We start from the raw sequence: 14,858 nt of genomic DNA on the forward strand, positions 1-14,858 counted from the left end.
GCCGGAGTAGATGGAATCCCCTAATGTTCACTCGTCTCAAAGAAGATATCGCCAGTGTATTTGAACGCGACCCGGCGGCCCGCAACACCTTCGAGGTACTCACCACCTACCCCGGCCTGCACGCCCTGCTGATGCATCGCTTGACCCACTGGCTGTGGGGTATAGGCCTCTGCTGGATCGCCCGATTCCTCTCCACCTTCGCGCGCTGGACCACCGGGATCGAGATCCATCCGGGGGCCTCCATCGGGCGCCGCTTCTTTATCGATCACGGCATGGGTGTGGTCATCGGGGAGACGGCGGTAATCGGCGACGACTGTACCCTGTATCACGGCGTCACCCTCGGCGGTACCAGCTGGCAGAAGGGCAAGCGCCATCCGACCCTGGGTAATAATGTGGTGGTGGGGGCCGGCGCCAAGGTGCTGGGCCCGATCGAGATCGGCGACGGTGCCCGAATCGGCTCCAACGCGGTGGTGCTGAAAGCGGTCCCGCCGGGCACTACGGTGGTCGGTGTGCCCGGGCGCCTGATCGCGGCGGCGTCCGGCGCCACCAAGGCGCGGCGTTCGGAGATCGCCGAGAAGATGGGCTTTGACGCCTACGGTGCCACCAGTGATGCACCCGATCCGGTCGCCCACGCCATCAACTGCATGCTGGATCATATCCACGTCATGGATCAGCGCATGCAGACCATGTGTCAGATACTCCGGCGTGTCAGCGAAGATCACCCCGACCTGGAGATTCCCGAGATAGACACCTCCGAATTCGCCTCGACGGCCGAAGAATTGCTTAAAATACAAGGAGCTGAGGGCCTGGAGTTGGAGGATCCGGTGAAAGAAAATAGCGGCCCTGAATAGTTGACCGATTCACTCAGGTATTATATATTAGCGTCATCAAATATTTAGGAGTATCCGCTGTGAGGTTAACCACAAAAGGACGTTACGCCGTAACCGCCATGTTGGATCTGGCCTTCCATCAGGGGGAGGGACCGATCACGCTGGCGGATATCGCCGAGCGTCAGGGGATCTCCCTCTCTTATCTGGAACAGCTGTTTTCCCGACTGCGGAAAAAGTTCCTGGTATCCAGTGTCAGGGGGCCGGGTGGCGGCTATGTGCTCGGCAAGGAGGCCGACGAGATCTTTATTGCCGCCGTCATTACCGCCGTGGATGAAAAGGTCGATACCACGCGGTGTGGCGGCAGCCATAACTGTCAGGACAACGAGCGCTGTCTGACCCATGATCTCTGGCATGACCTCAGTGACCAGATTTACGACTATCTTAACCGGATCAGCCTGCACGATTTAATGGAGCGGCGCGGGGTTAAGAAGGTCGCGCAGCGACAGGATGAAGAGCGACGCCGGGCAGCTGAAAAGGCCGCCGTTACGGCCGATGTGAAATTTGCAGCTACCTCGGTGGGTACAGGCGTACGGGCCTGATACCGCTCGACAAACTTAAGATTTTGGAGTGATGATGAAATTACCCATCTATATGGACTATTCGGCAACCACGCCCGTTGATCCCCGGGTTGCGGAGAAGATGTGCCAGTACCTGACTCCGGATGGCATGTTCGGCAATCCGGCCTCGCGTTCCCACAAGTTCGGCTGGGATGCGGATGACGCGGTAGAACAGGCGAGAAGCGATGTCGCCGCGCTGCTGAATGCCGATCCCAAAGAGATCGTCTGGACCTCGGGGGCGACGGAGTCCGACAACCTGGCCATCAAGGGGGCCGCCCATTTCTATCAGAAACAGGGCAAGCACATCATCACCTGCAAGACCGAACACAAGGCGGTTCTGGATACCTGCCGGCAACTGGAGCGTGAAGGGTTTGAAGTGACCTACCTGGATCCCGAGCCGGACGGCCTGATCGATCTGGGTAAGCTGGAAGCGGCGATGCGTGACGACACCATCCTGGTCTCCATCATGCACGTGAATAACGAGATCGGGGTCATTCAGGATATCGAGGCCATCGGCGAGCTGACCCGCGCGCGCAAGATTCTGTTTCATGTGGATGCCGCGCAGAGTGCCGGCAAGGTGCCGCTGGACATGGAGCGCATGAAGGTGGACCTGCTGTCGCTCTCCGCGCATAAGATCTATGGCCCGAAGGGCATCGGCGCGCTGTACGTGCGGCGTAAGCCACGGGTTCGTCTGGAGGCCCAAATGCACGGCGGCGGCCATGAGCGCGGCATGCGTTCGGGTACCCTGGCCACCCACCAGATCGTCGGTATGGGCGAGGCGTTCCGTCTCGCCAAGGCGGAGATGGCGCAGGACAATGAGCGCATCATGCAGCTGCGTGACCGGCTCTGGAACGGCATCAAGGGGATGGACGAGGTCTATCTCAATGGCGATCTGGAACATCGGGTGGCGGGCAACCTCAATATCAGTTTTGCCTATGTCGAGGGCGAATCGCTGATCATGGCGCTGAAGGACTTTGCCGTTTCCTCCGGCTCGGCCTGTACTTCGGCAAGTCTGGAGCCCAGTTATGTGCTGCGCGCCCTCGGCCGGGAGGACGAACTGGCGCACAGCTCAATCCGCTTCACTATCGGTCGTTTTACCACCGAGGAAGAGGTCGACTATGTCATCGGGCTGATCAGTCAGCAGGTGAACCGTCTGCGCGAGCTTTCGCCCTTGTGGGATATGTTCAAGGAAGGGATTGATCTCCATTCGGTACAGTGGGCGGCACATTAGGTGCGAGTTACTGTCTGATTGGGTATATAAGGTTAATCTATTTGCAGTTTACCAGTGTCACCGGCATATATTGGTCTGGGCACTGAATCCGGAGAATTGAGAATGGCATACAGCGAGAAGGTCCTGGACCACTATGAGAACCCCCGCAACGTCGGTGTAATGGACAAGGATGCCAAGAATGTCGGTACCGGGATGGTCGGTGCACCCGCTTGTGGTGATGTGATGCGACTGCAGATCCAGGTGAATGAGCAGGGTGTGATCGAAGACGCCAAGTTCAAGACCTACGGTTGCGGTTCCGCCATCGCCTCCAGCAGCCTGCTGACCGAATGGGTGAAGGGCAAAACCCTGGAGGAGGCGCAGCAGATAAAAAATACCCAGATCGCCGCGGAGCTGGCATTGCCGCCGGTCAAGATTCACTGTTCCGTGCTTGCCGAGGACGCAATCAAGGCCGCTGTGCAGGATTACACGGCAAAGAATGCAAAGGGGTAGCCGTTAAGGCATTATATTGCCTCTGGAGTTGTTGTAGATCGGGATGCCGAAAGGGAACCCGGAGTGAGACGATATGACCATTACCATAACTGAAGCGGCTGCCACGCATGTTCGCAATTTTCTTCAAAACCGGGGGTCGGGCCTGGGTATAAGACTTGGTGTCCGCACCTCCGGCTGCTCGGGTATGGCTTACGTTCTTGAGTTCGCCGACGAAAGTGAAGCGGATGACCAGATTTTCGAACAGCATGGCGTCAAGGTGCTGGTCGATCCGAAGAGCCTGCTCTATCTGGACGGCACCGAGCTGGATTACACCCGCGAGGGGCTCAACGAGGGATTCAAGTTCAATAATCCCAACGTCAAGGACTCCTGTGGTTGTGGCGAAAGCTTTAACGTCTGATGGGGGGTTCCCCTCTCGGCACCGAGCCCACATCACCCGATAACCGTCTAACGCCCAATAACAGTTAAAGCGAAGCGATGCTGGATTTCTCAAAGAACTACTTTGAGTTGTTTGGCTTGCCGGTGGGTTATATCGTAGACACTGAACAGCTATCAGCTCATTACCGTGAGTTGCAGAGAGCAGTGCATCCCGACCGGTTTGCCAATGCAACAGAACAGGAACGCCGCCTCTCGATGCAGGGGGCGGTGCGCATCAACGAGGCCTACGAAACCCTGAAAGATCCGGTCCTGCGTGCCAGCTATCTGCTCAGTCTGAACGGGATCGAGATGGAACACGGCCGGGAGACCACCCGGGACGCCGCCTTCCTGATGGAACAGATGGAACTGCGCGAGGAGCTGGAGGCGGCGCGTGACAAGCCGGATCCGTATGCGGTGATCGCGGAGTTCATGACCGATGTGAATCGACGGATCAACGGCCTGATTGCTCAGATGGCGGTGCAGTTCGAGTCGGCGACGCCGGAGCAGCTGGCGGCGGCCAAAGAGAATCTGCTGAAGATGCAGTTCCTGAAAAAACTTCGTTTTGATGCCGAATCCCTCGAAGCCGAGCTGGATGACGCCCTATGATAAGCCGTTCTGATAGGCTGCGCTGTACAGCGATCGACTGAGGATCCCAGGATTATGGCCTTACTCCAACTTTCTGAACCGGGACAATCCGTCGCGCCGCATCAACACCGGCTGGCGGTCGGGATCGACCTGGGCACCACCAACTCCCTGGTGGCTGTTGTACGCAGCGGCAAGGCGGTCACCCTGCCGGACGAGGACGGTGAGCATCTGCTGCCGTCGGTCGTGCGCTACCTGGAAAACGGCATCGAGGTGGGTCGCCGGGCCCGGGAGATGGCGGCGCAGGACCCCCTGAATACCATCATCTCGGTCAAGCGCCTGATCGGTCGCGGGCTCGCGGATATCAAATCCCTCGGCAACAAGCTACCGTACCGGTTCCAGGAGGGCGACGCAGCCGTTCCGCGGATCCAGACCGTACGCGGTGAGGTCAGCTCCATCGAGGTCTCTTCGGAGATTCTCAAGTCCCTGGTGCGGCGTGCCGAGCATTCCCTGGGCGGTGAGCTGGAAGGCATCGTGATCACCGTACCGGCCTATTTCGATGACGCACAGCGGCAGGCCACCAAGGATGCCGCCACGATTGCCGGCCTCAAGGTATTGCGGCTGCTCAATGAACCCACGGCGGCGGCGGTCGCCTACGGTCTGGATACCGGCTCGGATGGCGTGCATGCCATCTACGATCTGGGTGGCGGTACCTTCGATATCTCGATCCTGCGCCTCAACAAGGGGGTGTTCGAAGTCCTCTCCACCGGCGGCGATTCCGCGTTGGGGGGGGACGACCTGGATCACGTAGTGGCCGAATGGATCATGGCCCAGGCCGGTATCGACCGGGATGCCGACCACTCCATCCTGCGCCAGCTGATGCAGGTGGCCTGCAAGGCGAAAGAGGCGCTCACCGAGGCGCACAGTACCGCGATCACGGTAGCCCTGGCCGACGGCACGACCTGGCAGGGCGAACTGAGCCGCGCACAGTTCGAGAGCCTGATCGAACCCCTGATACGCAAGACCCTGGCGCCCTGTCGCCGGGCCCTGCGCGATGCCGGTCTGACCCCGGAGCAGATCAAGGATGTGGTGATGGTCGGCGGTTCCACCCGGGTCCCGCGGGTGCGCGAGCTGGTGGGCGAGTTTTTCCGCACCGATCCGCTGGTGGACATCGATCCGGACCGGGTAGTGGCGATTGGTGCCGCCATTCAGGCGGATGTCCTGGTGGGCAACAAGTCGGACCACGAGATGCTGCTGCTGGATGTCAATCCGCTGTCGCTCGGGATTGAGACCATGGGCGGACTGGTGGAGAAGATCATCCCGCGCAATACCACCATTCCGGTGGCCCGGGCTCAGGAGTTCACCACCTTCAAGGACGGGCAGACCGCCATGGCCGTGCATGTGCTGCAGGGCGAGCGGGAACTGGTTGCCGACAACCGCTCCCTGGCGCGCTTCGAGCTGCGCGGCATCCCGCCCATGGTGGCCGGTGCCGCACGCATCCGGGTCACCTTCTCGGTGGATGCCGATGGCCTGCTGAGTGTGGAGGCGCAGGAGCAGAGCAGCGGCGTCAAGGCGAGCGTCGAGGTGAAACCCTCCTATGGCTTGACCGATGGTGAGATCGAATCCATGCTGCGGGAATCCATTGACCATGCCAAGGAGGACATGGAGGCGCGGCTGCTGCGCGAACGGCAGGTCGAGGCGGAGCGCGTCATCGAGGCGCTGACCGCGGCCCTGCATGCCGATGGCGACGAGCTGCTGGATGCGAAGGAACGAAACGGCATAGAATCGGCTTTGCGGACGCTCGCGGAGATCACCCGGGAGGGGGATCAGGCCGCCATCAAGGCGGCCGTGGAGGCGTTGGAGAAAACTTGCGAGTTCTATGTCGAAAGACGTATGAACGCCAGTGTGCGCAAGGCCATGTCCGGCCACCGCATTGACGACTTTGAATAGCGACAGCAGCATAGGATTGAACATGACTCAGCTTATTTTTCTTCCCCATGAAGAGATCTGCCCGGAAGGGGCGGTGATCGAGGTGGAGCCCGGCATCTCCATTTGCGATGCGGCCAATCAGAATGGCATAGAGATCGAGCATGCCTGTGAAAAATCCTGTGCCTGCACCACCTGCCACGTGATCATCCGCGAGGGTTTCGACTCGCTGGGAGAGGCGGATGAGGTGGAGGAGGATCTGCTGGACAAGGCGTGGGGGCTGGAGCCGGAATCCCGCCTCAGCTGTCAGGCGCAGGTCGGTGATGAGGATCTGGTAATCGAGATACCAAAATACACCATCAATATGGTTTCAGAAACTCACTGAATTGGGGCAGATTATGGGTTTGAAATGGACGGATTCCTTCAATATCGCGATCGAACTGGACGAGGCGCATCCGGATGTCGATCCCAGTCACGTCAACTTCGTCGACCTGAACAAGTGGGTCATGGCGTTGCCCGATTTTGATGATGACCCGAAGCACACCGGGGAGCGGATCCTGGAAGCCATCCAGATGGCCTGGATCGAGGAGCGGGAGTAGGTCGCTGCCTAGCCGGATGGCGCCTTTCCGCTCGCCCGACCCGCGGCCGTAGCGCGGTAGGATGCGGTGAGTAACACGAACCGCATCGTGTCTGTCCGTAATTGATGCGGTTCGCAAGCTCACCGGCATCCTACGATTCCTGTGAGGTTGGTAGGGTGGGCACGCTTTTTGTGCCCACGCGGGATGACTAAATCCTCCCATCCCCGCGCGTACACCGAAACCGCCCCTAATATCGCAATAAGCATCACTGTCTGGACAGCGTCCGAACGCTTTGGAACAATGCGCGCTGAATAAGTCGCCGTTCCCAAGCATATCCTTCGAGGAGAGTCATGTCGCTGATCAGAGCATTCCCCGGGCTGCGGCCCGCCGCCGGACGCGCGGAGGAGGTCGCTGCCCCGCCGTATGATGTGATGAGTGACACCGAGGCCAGGGCGATGGTCGAAGGGAGGCCCTGGAGTTTTCTGCGCATATCCCGCCCGGAGGTCGATCTCCCCGCCGATGTCGATCCCTACGCCCCAGAGGTCTATGCCAAGGCGGCGGAAAATCTCGCCACCATGCGCCGTGAAGGGGTGTTGGTCCAGGACAGCGGTGACTGTTTCTACGTCTATCGCCTCACCATGGGCACCCATACCCAACTGGGTGTGGTGGCTGCCGCCTCGGTGGATGCCTATGATGATGGTCGGATCAAACGCCATGAGCTGACCCGCCCGGCCAAGGAGCTGGATCGGGTCAAGCAGATTTCTGCGCTGAATGCCCAGACCGGCCCAGTGTTTCTGGTCTACCCGAGCGATGAGCGGATCGACGGCCTGCTCGACGGTGTGGCCGAGGGCGATCCCGACATGGAGATGACGGGAAGCGACGGGGTGCGCCACCAGATCTGGGTGGTGTCGGACAAAACCCGGATAACCGCCCTGACCCTGCTGTTCGAAGGGCTGCCGGCCCTCTATGTGGCCGATGGCCATCATCGCTCGGCCGCGGCGTCCCGCGTGGCGGCGCAATGCCGGGCGGGCAATCCCCAACATACCGGGGAGGAGCCGTACAACTACTTCCTGTCGGTCATCTTTCCCCACAAGCAGACCCGCATCCTGGATTACAACCGTGTCGTCAAGGATCTGAACGGGATGACCGGCGAACAATTTCTGCGCGCGATCGGCGAGCAATTCCGCGTCAGGGAGATGGATCAGCCGGTCAAGCCGGAGCAAACGGGGCATTTCGGCATGTACCTGGCGGGCACCTGGTACCGGTTGGAACTGGAGGATGCGCGTATTCCCTCAAGCGATCCGGTAGCGAGCCTCGATGTGAGCCTGCTGGCCAATGAATTGCTGGAACCGCTGCTCGGGATAGCCGATCAGCGCACCGACAACCGGATCGACTTTGTCGGCGGCATCCGTGGGCTGAAGGCCCTGGAGCAGCGGGTGGACGGCGGCGAGTGGGCGGTTGCCTTCGCGCTCTACCCGACCACCATGAACGCCCTGATGGCGGTGGCGGATGCCGGTAAGATCATGCCACCCAAATCCACCTGGTTTGAGCCGAAGCTGGCGGATGGCCTGGTCAGCCATCTGCTCTGATAACGCTTTCAGGATAGCGCCAGGGGTCGGAGTCAACCCGTGAGACGATACCATGGGGTCGGAGTCAACCCGTGAGACATGGTAAGTTACAACCACCAGGGGTGGACGGGATTGACTCCGACCCTTGCCTGCGGACGGAATTGACTCCGACCCCTGCCTGTTAATTCTTTTGCGAGCCCTTCAAGTTCTCCCGTCCCTGCCGATACCCTGTACCAGGAACAGGTAGAAGCGGGATGTCCCGTCAGAGGATGTCGTCATCCTCGATCAGCACCGTGTCTTCCAGCAGGAATTTGGCGCGCAGGCGTTTGCGCATAACCAACTTCTGTTGCGCGGCGGCGGGCAGGTCGGTGAACAGTATGAGGTTCTTCTTGATCAGCAGGTCAATGACGTCCTCCACGACCCGGATCATCTCGTCATCGGTTTGCGACAGGTAGCTCTTGGTCTCGGTCTGGTCGGTGTTGCCGGAGAGCAGAAATGCCAGCACCTCTTCATGACTCGCTGGTATCGCCTCCCGCGCTTCCGCCTGCGGTTCGCTGAAGAGAGCAATGATCCGACCCTGTTTATCGCGCTGGGCAAATGGCATAGGGGTATGTTGTTGGTCCTGGAAAGTTGGTGGATATAATCCACATTGATTAACCATCACGTTAGTATAATGTGCAAAAAAAATCGACAGGAACGTGATTTAATCCGATGAATGTCTCAGTAGAAGCGCAAATAGACAACGTCTGGACCCATCCGCGTGATGGTTCCGCCCATGATGACCCCTTGCTGGCTTCGCTGGTTATTGTCGCCAGGCTTTCCGGGAGAAGTTATTCGGCGGAAGCGCTGAGAGCCGGCCTGCCGCTGGTGGACAACTGCCTGACCCCGGAGCTGTTTCCCCGTGCCGCGGCGCGGGCGGGACTCTCCTCCCGGGTGGTGAAACGCGCGATCGGGCGTATCTCGGACTTTGTGCTTCCCGCCGTGATGCTGATGAAACGACGGCAGGCCTGTATTCTGCTCTCGGTCGATCCCGTGTCGGGCATCGCGACCATCATCCAGCCGGAGAGTGGTCACGGGGAAAAACAGCTGCCGCTGGCGGAGCTGGAAGCCGAATACAGCGGCTATGCAATATTCATCCAGGCCCAGCATCAGTTCGATGACCGGGCGCCCGAGGTGCTCAAACTACGCGAGCGGCACTGGTTCTGGAGCACCCTGTTCAGCTCCTGGCGCATCTATCGCGATGTACTGGTGGCCTCATTCCTGATCAACCTGTTCGCCCTGGCCAGCCCGCTGTTCATCATGAACGTCTACGACCGGGTGGTACCCAATAACGCCGTCGAGACCCTCTGGGTGTTGGCGATCGGCGTTTCCGTGGTGTTCGGCTTCGATTTTCTGATGCGGGTGCTGCGCGGTTACTTTATTGACCTGGCGGGTAAAAAGGCCGATGTGCTGCTTTCCGCGCGGATATTTGAACAGGTGATGGGCATGAAGATGAATGTCCGGCCACCCTCGGTCGGCGCATTTGCCAATAACCTGCGTGAATTTGAAAGCATTCGCGACTTCATCACCTCAGCCACCATCACCACACTGGTGGATCTCCCCTTTATCGTCTTCTTTCTGCTGGTGATCTGGTTTATCGGCGGTCCGATCGTGCTGGTGCCGCTGGTCCTCATCCCCCTGGTGGTGATCTATGGCTGGCTGATACAAGCGCCGCTGCGCAAGGCCGTTGAAAGCTCGTTTCGCGCCTCGGCGCAGAAAGGGGCCACCCTGATAGAGACCCTGACCGGCATCGAAACCATCAAGCATCTGGGTGCCGAGAGCGCCATCCAGCGCAAATGGGAACAGCTGACCGCCCATATCGCCCAGTGGGGTGTGCGCTCCCGTCTGATTTCCTCCTCCGCGGTCAATGTGGCGGTGTTTTTTCAACAGTTTGCCCAGGTGGCGGTGATCATCACGGGGGTTTACCTGGTCGTAGAGGGCGAACTCAGCATGGGCGGGCTCATCGCCTCGGTGATGCTGACCGGCCGGGCATTGGGCCCCATGAGCCAATATGCCAATCTGGCGGTCCGCTATTTTCAGGCCAAAACCGCCCTGAGCAGTCTCAATGGCATCATGGAGATGCCGGTGGAACGCCCCCTGGGGCAATCCTTCGTCAGCCGTCCCAGCCTCTTGGGCGGCATCGAGTTCGACAATGTCAATTTCCAATATCCGGGTGAAGAGAACCGGGCATTGACCAATGTCTCCTTCGTCATCCGACCCGGCGAGCATGTGGCGATTATCGGTCGGGTGGGGTCGGGTAAGACCACCATAGAGAAACTGATGCAGGGGTTGTTCGAGCCGACGGAAGGTGCCGTGCGGGTCGACGGAACCGATATGCGCCAGATCGACCCCGCCGACTTGCGGCGCAATATGGGCTACGTGCCGCAGGATATCATGCTGTTTTTCGGCTCGGTGAAGGACAACATCCTGATGGGTGCCCCCCATGTCGACGATGCGGATATCCTGCGCGTGGCGGACTTGTCCGGCACCTCTGAATTCGTCAATCGCCATCCCCTGGGATTTGATCTCCAGGTCGGCGAGCGTGGCGACAATCTCTCCGGCGGCCAGCGCCAGAGCATTGCCATCGCCCGCGCCCTGGTCAATGACCCGCCGTTTCTGCTGATGGATGAACCGACCAACTCGATGGACCATACCTCGGAAGAGCGCTTGAAGCAGAATCTGGTCGATTATGTGAGAAACAGAACCCTGGTGCTGGTGACCCACCGTACCTCCCTGCTGGGGCTGGTGGATCGGCTGATCGTGCTGGATGGCGGGCGCGTCATGGCCGATGGGCCGAAAGACCAGGTGCTGCAATCACTCCGGGAAGGGGCGTTGCGCACGGGTCAATGACCTTGGTGGCGGCATACAGGACAGAGCCTAATCAATGAAGAGCGAACAGCAGAGCAGCACAATCGGACAGGTAGCGACGGCCCAGGTCTCAGATGGCCAGAAAGGCATCCATCCTCGGCCTGGAAATGCCGAGGATCTGGAGTACATGACCGATGTGGCGGCGGCCCAGCTGATCAGAACCCCGAAGGGTGGTCGCCTGATCCTGTGGATCGCGGTGCTGTTTGTTCTGATCGCGTTTGTCTGGGCCGATTGGGCCGAACTGGATGAGGTGACCAAAGGTATTGGTCAGGTGATCCCTTCCAGCCAGGTGCAGATTGTGCAGAATCTGGAGGGCGGTATCGTTGCCGCCCTGCGGGTTGCCGAGGGCCAGAAGGTCGAGAAGGGGCAGATCCTGTTGCAGATTGATGATACCCGGTTCGCCTCGTCGCTGCGGGAGACGCGCACCCAGTATCTCGCGCTGAAGGCAAAGGCGGCGCGCCTTCAGGCCGAGGCGGAACTGTCCGAGTTTGTCCCGCCGCCGGAGGTGTCGGCGGAAAGTCCGCACCTGGCTCGACAGGAGCAGAGTCTGTATCGGGCGCGACGCTCCGAACTGGAGAATAACCGCAGTATTTTCAAAGAGCAGACCGCGCAACGCGAGCAGGAACTGGAGGAACTGGCGGCCAAGCGGAGCCAGCTCAAGCGCAGCCTCAATCTGGTACAGCGCGAGCTGACCATGACCCAGCCACTGGTCAAGGCCGGTGCCATCTCCGAGGTGGAGGTACTGCGGCTTGAGCGTGAAGTGAACGAACTGGCGGGTCAGCTCGAATCCACCACGCTCTCCATTCCCCGCATCCAGTCGACATTGGATGAGTCGCACCGAAAGCTCGAAGAGCTGGAGCTTCGCTTCAAGAGCAAGGCGCGGGAGGAGTGGAGTGCGGTCAGTGCCGAGCTCTCCTCCCTGACCGCCTCCAGCGTGGCGCTGGAGGACCGGGTACAGCGCACCGCCGTGCGCTCGCCCGTCCGCGGGACCATCAAGCAACTGATGGTCAACACCGTGGGCGGTGTGATCCAGCCGGGGATGGAACTGGTGGAGATCGTGCCGCTGGAAGACAGCCTGCTGGTGGAGGCCAGGATTCGCCCCGAGGATATCGGCTTTCTGCAACCGGGACAGAGAACGGTGGTCAAGTTCACTGCATTTGATTTTGCCATTTTTGGCGGTCTGCAGGGTCAACTGGAGCACATCAGTGCCGATACCATCAAGGATGAGGAGGGAAAACATTTTTATCTGGTACGGGTGCGGACCGCGCATAATCAGCTGGGCAATGAGGCCAATCCGTTGAGCATCATCCCGGGCATGCAGGCGGAAGTGGATATCCTGACCGGCAAGAAGAGCGTGCTCAGTTATCTGCTGAAGCCGGTACTTCGCGCCAAGGAGCGGGCATTACGTGAGCGGTAGTAACATGATCCTGTTGTGCAGTGGAGACAGTGAAGTCAGGGATCACTGGTTCAAAGGTCTTGCGATAGCGCGGATGGCCGCAGAGGCGGTTTGCGACGTGGAACAACTGCGCCGGCGCCTCAATGGTAGCCGCAATCCCCTGGTCATTCTGCATATCGATGTTCCCGACAGTGAGGCGGTCGATCTGGTCACTGGGTTGTTGCGTGACCACCCATCTGTCCGCATCTTCTCCATGACCACAAAACCGGAGCCCAGGCAGGGGGTGGCGCTCGCGCGCGCCGGTGTGCGCGGTTATGGCAATTGCTGGATGCATCCCCAGACCCTGAGTCAGTCGGCGAGCCTGATCCAGGCAGGTGAAGTCTGGCTGGGACTGGAGGTCATTCAGCATCTGATCCGGGGGGTGGCGGAGGGTGGCGCTGCAGCGGCTATCCCGAACCCACAGGCCGCACAACGCCTGGAGGAGCTCACCACCCGGGAGCACGAAATTGCCCGACGGATCGCCGGCGGCGAAAACAACAAACAGATCGGCAACGAACTGGGCATCACCGAGCGCACGGTCAAGGCCCACCTGGGCAACATATTCCAGAAAACCGGCACTAAAAACCGTCTCCAGCTCGCCCTGCTGGCTAATGCGGCGTCATCGTTACACAGATCCGTGGAATTCACCTGAATCATAGGGCGCCCCGTAGGCGCCGTATGGCGGGATGCCGGACGGGAAGTCGGGTATGACCCTGTCCCCGGTCAGCCCTTCTCTCCACCCTCCACCAGTAGGAGCGGCTCCGCCGCGAATTCGGCCCGCCGGGTGAAGTTATTCAAGGGTTTCCTAGTACCAGGGTCCAATAGAATCGGCATTCGTTTTGGATCAGGATTACGGTAACGGATACCCATTTTGGGTAAACCCACAAAACCTGACCGTATATAAAGGGGTAAGTTATGGCCGATTCAACCACAACCGCAAATCAAGCCAGCGCCATTGGCTATGTTAAGTTGATCAGCGGACAAGTTACCGCCATCGACAGCGCGGGCGTAGAGCGGGTATTGCAGCTGGGCGATACGGTCTTTGCGGACGATGTGGTCATGACCAGTAGCCGGGCCAGCGTGGTGATCGAACTGCGGGACGGCACTAACCTCACCATGGGCGGAGGCGGTGAAACCCTGCTGAACGACGAGGTGTACGACCCCGCCGTAGCACAGGATATCGCCGACCGCAGCAGCAATATCGACGCGCTCCAGCAGGCGATCCTGGCCGGCGCCGACCCCACGCAAGTGCTCGACGCACCCGCCGCCGGAGCCGGTGAGGCCGCCGGTGACGGCAATCAGGGCACAGTCTCGGTCGAACGCACTGGGGCGGAAACCACACCGGAGAGCGGTTTTGAAACCACTGGCTTGAACCAGGATGCGGAGGTTCCACAGGCGCAAGAGGGGGGCTTATCACCTACAGGCACAGGAACGGGTACCGATACCTCGCCGGCCAACAACCCGCCGGTAGCTAGTGCAACCACTGTGGTTGTGCAGGAGGATGGTGTGACTGTCGCCGGGCCGGTTGCCCTGGCTACGGACGGTGCTGTGATGGTGCTTTCCGTTGCCATCACCGAACCCAACCAGGTGTTTTCGTTCGACTGGCAGTTTAATGCCGGTGATTACCTGCCGTACAACGACTTTGCCTTTGTCCAAATCGACGGCCAGCCAGCCATGACGCTGAGCGATGTCGCCAGCGTGGGGAATTACGGCAACTCCGGACCACAAAACTTCAGTTTCGAATTCGTCACACCCGGCACTTATCAGGTAGTTATTGGTATATCTGATGTAGGCGATACAGGGGTTAATTCTTCGTTGGTGATCACAAATCTGCCGGCAGACCTGATTGTCTCCACGACTTCTGTCGGTAGTGCCAGCGAGGCGGGCGGAGCCTGGACGCTGACAACCAATGGTGCAGACAACTCGACGTTGAATGGTGTGCTTGGACAACCTGCCGGTCAGTTGCAGGCATCCGATATCGATGCTGGCGCAGTACTGACGTTTGGTCTGGTTGGCGATGCTCCCGCCGGATTTGTACTGAACTCGGATGGTAGCTGGACATTTGATCCGAGTGATGCGGCGTATCAATCCCTGGCGGTTGGCGCCAGTCAGGTGCTTGTCATTCCCTATACCGTGACTGACGAACATGGCGCGATGGGCAGCAGCACACTAACGATAACAGTCATGGGTGCCAATGATGGCCCTGTTGCGGTGGACGACACGGTGGCGGCCACGGAAGACACCCCGGCGACCTACACCCTGGCGGACCTGGTCGATCCGA

15 protein-coding genes are annotated in these 14,858 nt (G+C 59.7%); 14 read left to right on the plus strand and 1 reads right to left on the minus strand.

What is annotated here, in order from left to right:
* Positions 1–23 precede the first annotated feature (23 nt).
* The 10 genes from cysE (at position 24) to NPX02_RS14635 (ending at position 8,256) form a co-directional block, all read left to right on the plus strand.
* Positions 24–851 (plus strand): serine O-acetyltransferase, encoded by an 828-nt coding sequence (cysE, locus tag NPX02_RS14590; RefSeq protein WP_260294493.1) that lies wholly within the window; start codon positions 24–26, stop codon positions 849–851.
* Between the two features lie 59 nt (positions 852–910).
* Entirely contained in the window at positions 911–1,429 is a 519-nt protein-coding gene (gene iscR / locus NPX02_RS14595) for a Fe-S cluster assembly transcriptional regulator IscR (RefSeq protein WP_260294494.1), read from the plus strand.
* 34 nt (positions 1,430–1,463) lie between these two features.
* Complete coding sequence (locus NPX02_RS14600) at positions 1,464–2,678, plus strand: IscS subfamily cysteine desulfurase (RefSeq protein WP_260294495.1); 1,215 nt, start codon at positions 1,464–1,466, stop codon at positions 2,676–2,678.
* Positions 2,679–2,780: 102 nt separating this feature from the next.
* Positions 2,781–3,167, plus strand: a complete 387-nt coding sequence (gene iscU / locus NPX02_RS14605; RefSeq protein ID WP_260294496.1) for a Fe-S cluster assembly scaffold IscU — start codon at positions 2,781–2,783, stop codon at positions 3,165–3,167.
* 73 nt (positions 3,168–3,240) lie between these two features.
* The gene (iscA, locus tag NPX02_RS14610) at positions 3,241–3,564 is read left to right on the plus strand and encodes an iron-sulfur cluster assembly protein IscA (protein WP_260294497.1); all 324 of its coding nucleotides are present in this window, start codon (positions 3,241–3,243) and stop codon (positions 3,562–3,564) included.
* Between the two features lie 77 nt (positions 3,565–3,641).
* Positions 3,642–4,187, plus strand: a complete 546-nt coding sequence (hscB, locus tag NPX02_RS14615; protein WP_260294498.1) for a co-chaperone HscB — start codon at positions 3,642–3,644, stop codon at positions 4,185–4,187.
* Between the two features lie 54 nt (positions 4,188–4,241).
* Entirely contained in the window at positions 4,242–6,113 is a 1,872-nt protein-coding gene (gene hscA / locus NPX02_RS14620; protein ID WP_260294499.1) for a Fe-S protein assembly chaperone HscA, read from the plus strand.
* A gap of 22 nt (positions 6,114–6,135) precedes the next feature.
* Complete coding sequence (gene fdx / locus NPX02_RS14625) at positions 6,136–6,474, plus strand: ISC system 2Fe-2S type ferredoxin (RefSeq protein WP_260294500.1); 339 nt, start codon at positions 6,136–6,138, stop codon at positions 6,472–6,474.
* A gap of 19 nt (positions 6,475–6,493) precedes the next feature.
* The gene (iscX, locus tag NPX02_RS14630; RefSeq protein WP_260294508.1) at positions 6,494–6,688 is read left to right on the plus strand and encodes a Fe-S cluster assembly protein IscX; all 195 of its coding nucleotides are present in this window, start codon (positions 6,494–6,496) and stop codon (positions 6,686–6,688) included.
* 329 nt (positions 6,689–7,017) lie between these two features.
* Positions 7,018–8,256: a DUF1015 domain-containing protein gene (locus NPX02_RS14635; RefSeq protein ID WP_260294501.1), complete on the plus strand. Its 1,239-nt coding sequence runs from the start codon at positions 7,018–7,020 to the stop codon at positions 8,254–8,256.
* 241 nt (positions 8,257–8,497) lie between these two features.
* On the opposite strand, the gene NPX02_RS14640 is transcribed toward NPX02_RS14635, so the two are convergent.
* Positions 8,498–8,839 carry a hypothetical protein gene (locus NPX02_RS14640; RefSeq protein WP_260294502.1) on the minus strand — a complete coding sequence of 114 codons (342 nt, stop codon included), beginning with the start codon at positions 8,837–8,839 and terminating at the stop codon, positions 8,498–8,500.
* A gap of 107 nt (positions 8,840–8,946) precedes the next feature.
* Here NPX02_RS14640 and NPX02_RS14645 point away from each other — a divergent pair, with 107 nt between their 5' ends.
* The 4 genes from NPX02_RS14645 to NPX02_RS14660 form a co-directional block, all read left to right on the plus strand.
* Complete coding sequence (locus NPX02_RS14645; RefSeq protein ID WP_260294503.1) at positions 8,947–11,124, plus strand: type I secretion system permease/ATPase; 2,178 nt, start codon at positions 8,947–8,949, stop codon at positions 11,122–11,124.
* 34 nt (positions 11,125–11,158) lie between these two features.
* Positions 11,159–12,559 carry an HlyD family type I secretion periplasmic adaptor subunit gene (locus NPX02_RS14650; RefSeq protein WP_260294504.1) on the plus strand — a complete coding sequence of 467 codons (1,401 nt, stop codon included), beginning with the start codon at positions 11,159–11,161 and terminating at the stop codon, positions 12,557–12,559.
* Positions 12,549–13,229 carry a response regulator transcription factor gene (locus NPX02_RS21495; RefSeq protein WP_260294505.1) on the plus strand — a complete coding sequence of 227 codons (681 nt, stop codon included), beginning with the start codon at positions 12,549–12,551 and terminating at the stop codon, positions 13,227–13,229. Before NPX02_RS14650 ends, NPX02_RS21495 begins: the two co-directional genes overlap by 11 nt.
* A gap of 263 nt (positions 13,230–13,492) precedes the next feature.
* A partial coding sequence (locus NPX02_RS14660; RefSeq protein WP_260294506.1) for a retention module-containing protein occupies positions 13,493–14,858 on the plus strand: 1,366 nt, incomplete at its 3' end.

The sequence above is a fragment of the Sedimenticola hydrogenitrophicus genome, assembly GCF_025175675.1.
Classification (GTDB): domain Bacteria; phylum Pseudomonadota; class Gammaproteobacteria; order Chromatiales; family Chromatiaceae; genus Sedimenticola; species Sedimenticola hydrogenitrophicus.